Here is a 5,095-nt window from a genome sequence, read left to right as displayed (position 1 = left end):
TGATGGTTAAAAAAGAGAGTACGAGACAAGCTTTTACTGCCAGGCTGATTGCCGCATGCGAGAGCGCGGGAATTGTCGGACATGGACGGAACAAACAGGTCGCTCAGGCACTGCAACAACGGGGATGCAGGATCTCAACTCCAGGGGTCTGGAAATGGTTTAACGCGCAATCCATTCCGGATGACAGTAATCTGCTGGCGCTCAGCCAGCTGTTAGGCGTGCGCGTGGAGTGGCTACAGTTCGGCATGGAAAAACCGGATGTGGCGCTTGCCCGTCAGCGCCTGATCGATCCGCAGCACATGTTCCGCGTCGAAAGCCTGGACATCGGGCAACGCAGCGCACAGGGTATTGTCGCGCGCGACGAACTGGTCGAGACCATTCAGGCGATTGAATACGGTCTGGATGAGGCGCGCGTGCTGTTTAACGGTCGTCCGGCCGAAAATATCCGGCTGATTGCCCTGAACAGTGACTCCATGGCCGGTACTTTTGCTCCGCGCGATCAGCTGTTCGTCGATATCAGCGTGCACCGCTTCGACGGTGACGGCATCTATCTGTTCAATCTCGACAACCAGCTCTACCTCAAGCGGCTGCAGTTACAGCACAAGAAGGTGGCGGTGATCTCCGACAATAAACGCTACGAGACCTGGTATCTGACGCTGGACGAAGCGGCGTCGCTGCAGGTGATTGCCCGCGTCATCATGAGCCAGGCGCGTGACTATCAGATTCTGGGCTGAGCAGCAGTGCGTTAACCGGCAAAAAAATAATCCGGCTGAAATCAAAAATTTAACTGTCGGTAAATAAAAAATTAACTGTCAGTGTTTGCCAATGCATTAGAACCTGTTAATAATTTGACCATAGATGGACGACATCTCTGCTCCCGGATGAGCCCGCTCTTAAACAATTGAGGCGCTGCACAAGCGCGAGACAACCCACCCAAAGTCAGTGAATTTTGGGATGGGGTGGATACGCACTTAGCAGCGTCGTCAGTTGTCCTCTGCTTTCACTCTCCTCTGCTTATACCTGGCCGTTTTTTACGGCCGGGCAAGCCAGTTGCGGGTGATTGCAGAGGGGCCACGGACGTCCCGGTCTGTGCCGAATCGCCGTGCTCACCACCCCATCGCCAAAGACTCATTCACAGGAGGAGTTATGGCGATTATTCAATATGGCAAATCAGTCTTTAGCGGAAACGCGCGCACCCGTCGCCACCGGCGGCGTCAGCCGCTCAGCCGCCTGAAGCGCAGCATCGACAGTGCCCTGGGCCTGGAGTGTGATGAGATCACCCTGCGCACCGCCGAGCGCATCTGCCAGCGGGAAATCCGCTCCCGGGTAGACCGCGCAGTACTGGCGCCCACGCGGCCCTGCAACGACAACCCCAGCTTTGATAACTGCTGTTTGCCCCACGTTCATCTGTACGCCGTGCGTTAATTCTCTGCTGTTTTCCCAGTTCTGAACGGAACGTTTCACCTTTCCTCACTGTTTAGTTGCGCTTGAGCGTTGCGCTTAACGGCTGCCTGTCGCCCGGCGCAACCGATCAGCGAGGTTTATGTGTTGTGGTTATTTGCGCAGCTTTTCATGCCGTTGCGCCCGTCAAAGAGGAACCGTTATGAGCCAAATCATTGCCATTTTGAATTTCGAAGAGGGATACCGCGAAGCGCCTTACCTCGACACCCAGGGGTTTCCCACCGTTGCGGGCGGTATTCGCATCGGGCCGAAAGGCGCGTCGCTCAGCCACTATATCTTCCGCGTGCCGCGCCGCGTTGGTGACGTGTGGAAGCAGTGCATCGTTGAGGGCAAGGTGCAGGAGATGCAGCAGCGCGCGCTGCTGCAGCAGGCACTGAGTCAATGCAATGAAGCGCGCAGCGATGTGCTGATCAGCATGGCCTACCAGATGGGCGTCGACGGTCTGGCGCTGTTTCGCGGCATGCTCACCGCGGTGACGCAACGCGATTTCGACGCGGCGGCGAACGCCATGCTCGACAGCCTGTGGGCGCGGCAAACTGCGGGGCGCGCCCGGCGTCATGCCGAAGTGATGCGCACGGGCACCTACGACATCTACAGGGGGCTGTTATGAACATGCGCTGGCTGTTGTTCGTTATCGCCGTGCTGGCGGCCATCATCCTGCTGCTGTTGCTGCAGCGCTTCACCACGCTGGAGTTTGTTAAACACGCGCGCCTGCTGTTTAAAACCTGGTCGGTGTGGCTGGCGTCGCTGGGTTCGATGCTCAGCGCCTGGGTGCAGTCGTTTCCCTCGTCAGCGCTGGATGCATGGAACGCGCTGCCGGCGGATATCAAAGAGATCCTGCCGCACAACTATCTCGGCCTGATCGGTGCCTTCATGGTGGCGATGGGCGTACTGGCGCAGTTCGTGCGTCAGAAGAACCTGGTGGAGCAGAGAAAAACGCTGGAGGACAAACCATGAGCTTTCTTCTTTCTCAGCTTGCCGGCAGCTGGCACTGGCTGGCAGCAATTGGCGGCGTGATTGCCGCGCTGATTGCCAGCTACGCCGGCGGTAAAAAAATCGGCAAGGTGCAGCAGCAGGCGAAAGCTGATGTTGCGCAGGCCGAAAAGACCGCCGCGCAGGCGGTTGAAGTTAATCACCAGCAGCAACAGCTGCGTGAGGAGGCCAGACGTGTGGAAACCCGCAACGGTAATCTTGATGACGCTGCTGCTCGCGACAAGCTGCAGCAGTCGAAATATCACCAGCCCTGAGGCGCCCGTCGTGATCGACTCCGCCTGTTCACTCTTTTCCCCGATTTATACCCACGGCAATGACGCCGAACGCATGGACATTCGCACCGTGCGCGCCATCAACAACCACAACGATCTCTGGGACCAGCACTGCCGCCCGGCGGCGCACTGACGCTGTTCTCTCGCTTTGTTTTGCAAACCTGAAATGCCGAGGAGGCTAAGATGATCGAAGTTAACTCTTTTGCTGAACTGCGTACCACTGTGCCGGCCAAAAACGGCGATCTGGCGTTCCTGCGCCGCTATAACCCGGACTCCACCTTCCGTGGCGGCGGTGATTTCACCGGCTTTATCGGCACCACTACGGCCGCCGATGACGGCGGTACGCTGGCGGTCGGCAATGGCTTTTACTGGAAACGCGTGATCAACGATCCGGCCGACGTCAACGTCTACCACTTCGGCGCGAAAGGGGACGGTTACGCTAACGATACCGACGCCTTTAACCGCATGCTGGCGTGGACGCAGGGCTACAGCGGTAATATCCGTGACCTGCCTGTGCGTTTCCCGGGCGGTAAATTCCTGATTAACCCGATCGACATCAGCGCTACCGAGATCGCCTTTTTTGGTCTGCAGGGGGATGACGTGGAGCTGGGTTCGCTGCCGCGCACCACCATCATCTCCGACAAAAGTGCCAACACGGTGTTCAAAGTGAAGGCACGGCGGACCGCGATCAAAGGCATCACCTGGCACGGTCAGGCATCGGCCGACGTCACCACCAACAAAGGTACCATTACCGCCGAGATGTGTACCAACGTGCAGCCGTTCTTCGAAAACACCTGCATCGAAGGCACCACGTTAAATATTTACTGTTTCCGCGCGCAAAACAGCGGCGGCACGGTGATTAAAGCGCTGGATACGCTCGACAGTAAATTTGACCAGATCTACACGCTGTGGACCTATGGCCGGGTGTTTGACATTGGCTGGTCGAACTCGCCAAACGGCAAGTGGGACCACTCAACGGCTATCGAGATCTGCAACTGTAACTTCCAGACTGGCTATGGCGACGCCACGCTGTACATGCCGCGCGTGACGCAGGGCATCATGCGTAACGTGTGGATTGAGCACACGCGTAATCCGGGCGATCTGTCGGACGGTGCCTGGAGCATTGATACGCTGAACATTGAGGATTGCGGCACGCCGTTCAATCTCAATAATGCGCGCGTCATCATGCGTCAGATTGGCCTGCAGTCCGGAGCAAAGATCTCGAACGATATGGCCGGCACGCGCTGGCTGTCGACTTTTGACTATGGCTATCGTCGCGAAGAGCATCACGGCACGCTGATCACCGGCTCATTCCGCGCGGGCTACTACAGCGGCCACAAAGTCACCAACAATACCGACACCGATAACTGGTATCGCCTCGGCCAGTTGTTCTTCCCGACGGCGAATCAGCAGTGGGTGATGGAGCTGATTGGTAAAGCCGACGCCACCCAGCCAACCGGAACGGCCGCCTCGCCGGTCAATCTGGCGGGCACCGGGAAAACGTGGATTAACCTGCAGCGGCTGGAAACGGTATGGGCGGATGCCTGCCATATGGGACAGCCGGCGGTGCTGGATATTCGCTACAGCCGCGTCGGCACCACCTATGCCGTGGTGTGGGTGAAGCTGCGCGCCAACAGCGGCGACACGCTGATTAACCTGAAGACCACCGGTCCGACGCGTTTTGAAGCTGGCTCCTGCTCGCTGTTCCAGCCTGACTTCTCGGTGGTGACGGATACCACCAAAATGGGCACCCTTAAACCGGCGGCGCGCTTTGGCCTGCACAATGGCGTCGCGGGTATTGGGGCTAACGAGAAAGGCGTGCTTACCGTCGCGACGGCAGCAGGTACGCCGACCAATAAAACCACGCCGACGGGCTTTGTGCTGGTCAATATCAACGGTGTCGATCGTAAGCTTCCTTATTACGATTGAGGCCAGCACCTTTTGGCGAGGCTGCAGCCTCGCCTTTTTTTGAGCCTGGCGCGAGAGGGCGCTGTTCGCGGCGGTTTTTCCGCGTCAAAATCGTAAGGTCAGCCCGGCTGATGCTGAAAAACGCAGCACTTAACCGGCGCCATCTTGACTCATCCCCCCGATTTTTCTATGTTTACTCCCCGTAGTTCCCGCCCCAATGCCGGTATAGCTCAGTTGGTAGAGCAGCGCATTCGTAATGCGAAGGTCGCAGGTTCGACTCCTGTTTCCGGCACCAGTTAAATCAATCCCTTATCTAATATTGTTACTGTCCCGATTCAGCCTGTGTGACAGATTTGAGACCGAAGCATCCATAAGCTTGTCGATTTTTTTGCGTGCGCAGAAAGGCGATGGGCGTTGGATGTGCGTACCCGCTATCTATACAGTATGGTAAAGTGACCGCG

7 protein-coding genes and 1 tRNA gene are annotated in these 5,095 nt (G+C 57.4%); all 8 read left to right on the top strand.

Going from position 1 to position 5,095, the window contains the following annotated elements; all coding sequences use genetic code 11:
* The first annotated feature begins 2 nt into the window (after positions 1-2).
* The 8 genes from QMM04_RS20825 to QMM04_RS20790 all read left to right on the top strand — a co-directional run bounded on the left by QMM04_RS20825 (position 3) and on the right by QMM04_RS20790 (position 4,929).
* The gene (locus QMM04_RS20825; protein WP_031279669.1) at positions 3-734 is read left to right on the top strand and encodes a S24 family peptidase; all 732 of its coding nucleotides are present in this window, start codon (positions 3-5) and stop codon (positions 732-734) included.
* 412 nt (positions 735-1,146) lie between these two features.
* Entirely contained in the window at positions 1,147-1,425 is a 279-nt protein-coding gene (locus QMM04_RS20820; protein WP_021507273.1) for a hypothetical protein, read from the top strand.
* A 178-nt stretch (positions 1,426-1,603) separates the two neighbouring features.
* Positions 1,604-2,071, top strand: coding sequence for a glycoside hydrolase family protein (locus tag QMM04_RS20815; protein WP_059011010.1), 468 nt, complete (start codon positions 1,604-1,606; stop codon positions 2,069-2,071).
* A 2-nt stretch (positions 2,072-2,073) separates the two neighbouring features.
* Complete coding sequence (locus tag QMM04_RS20810; protein WP_031279668.1) at positions 2,074-2,418, top strand: hypothetical protein; 345 nt, start codon at positions 2,074-2,076, stop codon at positions 2,416-2,418.
* Entirely contained in the window at positions 2,415-2,708 is a 294-nt protein-coding gene (locus QMM04_RS20805) for a hypothetical protein (protein WP_021507270.1), read from the top strand. The genes QMM04_RS20810 and QMM04_RS20805 overlap by 4 nt, the downstream gene beginning before the upstream one ends.
* A gap of 10 nt (positions 2,709-2,718) precedes the next feature.
* Positions 2,719-2,859 carry a hypothetical protein gene (locus tag QMM04_RS20800; protein ID WP_021507269.1) on the top strand — a complete coding sequence of 47 codons (141 nt, stop codon included), beginning with the start codon at positions 2,719-2,721 and terminating at the stop codon, positions 2,857-2,859.
* 50 nt (positions 2,860-2,909) lie between these two features.
* Positions 2,910-4,655, top strand: coding sequence for an amylovoran biosynthesis protein AsmF (locus tag QMM04_RS20795; RefSeq protein WP_021507268.1), 1,746 nt, complete (start codon positions 2,910-2,912; stop codon positions 4,653-4,655).
* 198 nt (positions 4,656-4,853) lie between these two features.
* Positions 4,854-4,929 (top strand) — tRNA-Thr (locus QMM04_RS20790).
* Positions 4,930-5,095 lie beyond the last annotated feature (166 nt).

The organism is Pantoea sp. Pa-EAmG, assembly GCF_030024295.1.
GTDB classification, from domain to species: domain Bacteria; phylum Pseudomonadota; class Gammaproteobacteria; order Enterobacterales; family Enterobacteriaceae; genus Pantoea; species Pantoea dispersa.
This window is presented reverse-complemented; position numbering and strand designations above follow the sequence as displayed.

Excerpts from the sequence above, each read along its gene's own strand:
- QMM04_RS20825 (WP_031279669.1), top strand. The coding sequence starts at position 3 with ATGGTTAAAAAAGAGAGTACGAGACAAGCTTTTACTGCCAGGCTGATT.
- QMM04_RS20820 (WP_021507273.1), top strand. The coding sequence starts at position 1,147 with ATGGCGATTATTCAATATGGCAAATCAGTCTTTAGCGGAAACGCGCGC.
- QMM04_RS20815 (WP_059011010.1), top strand. The coding sequence starts at position 1,604 with ATGAGCCAAATCATTGCCATTTTGAATTTCGAAGAGGGATACCGCGAA.
- QMM04_RS20810 (WP_031279668.1), top strand. The coding sequence starts at position 2,074 with ATGCGCTGGCTGTTGTTCGTTATCGCCGTGCTGGCGGCCATCATCCTG.
- QMM04_RS20805 (WP_021507270.1), top strand. The coding sequence starts at position 2,415 with ATGAGCTTTCTTCTTTCTCAGCTTGCCGGCAGCTGGCACTGGCTGGCA.
- QMM04_RS20795 (WP_021507268.1), top strand. The coding sequence starts at position 2,910 with ATGATCGAAGTTAACTCTTTTGCTGAACTGCGTACCACTGTGCCGGCC.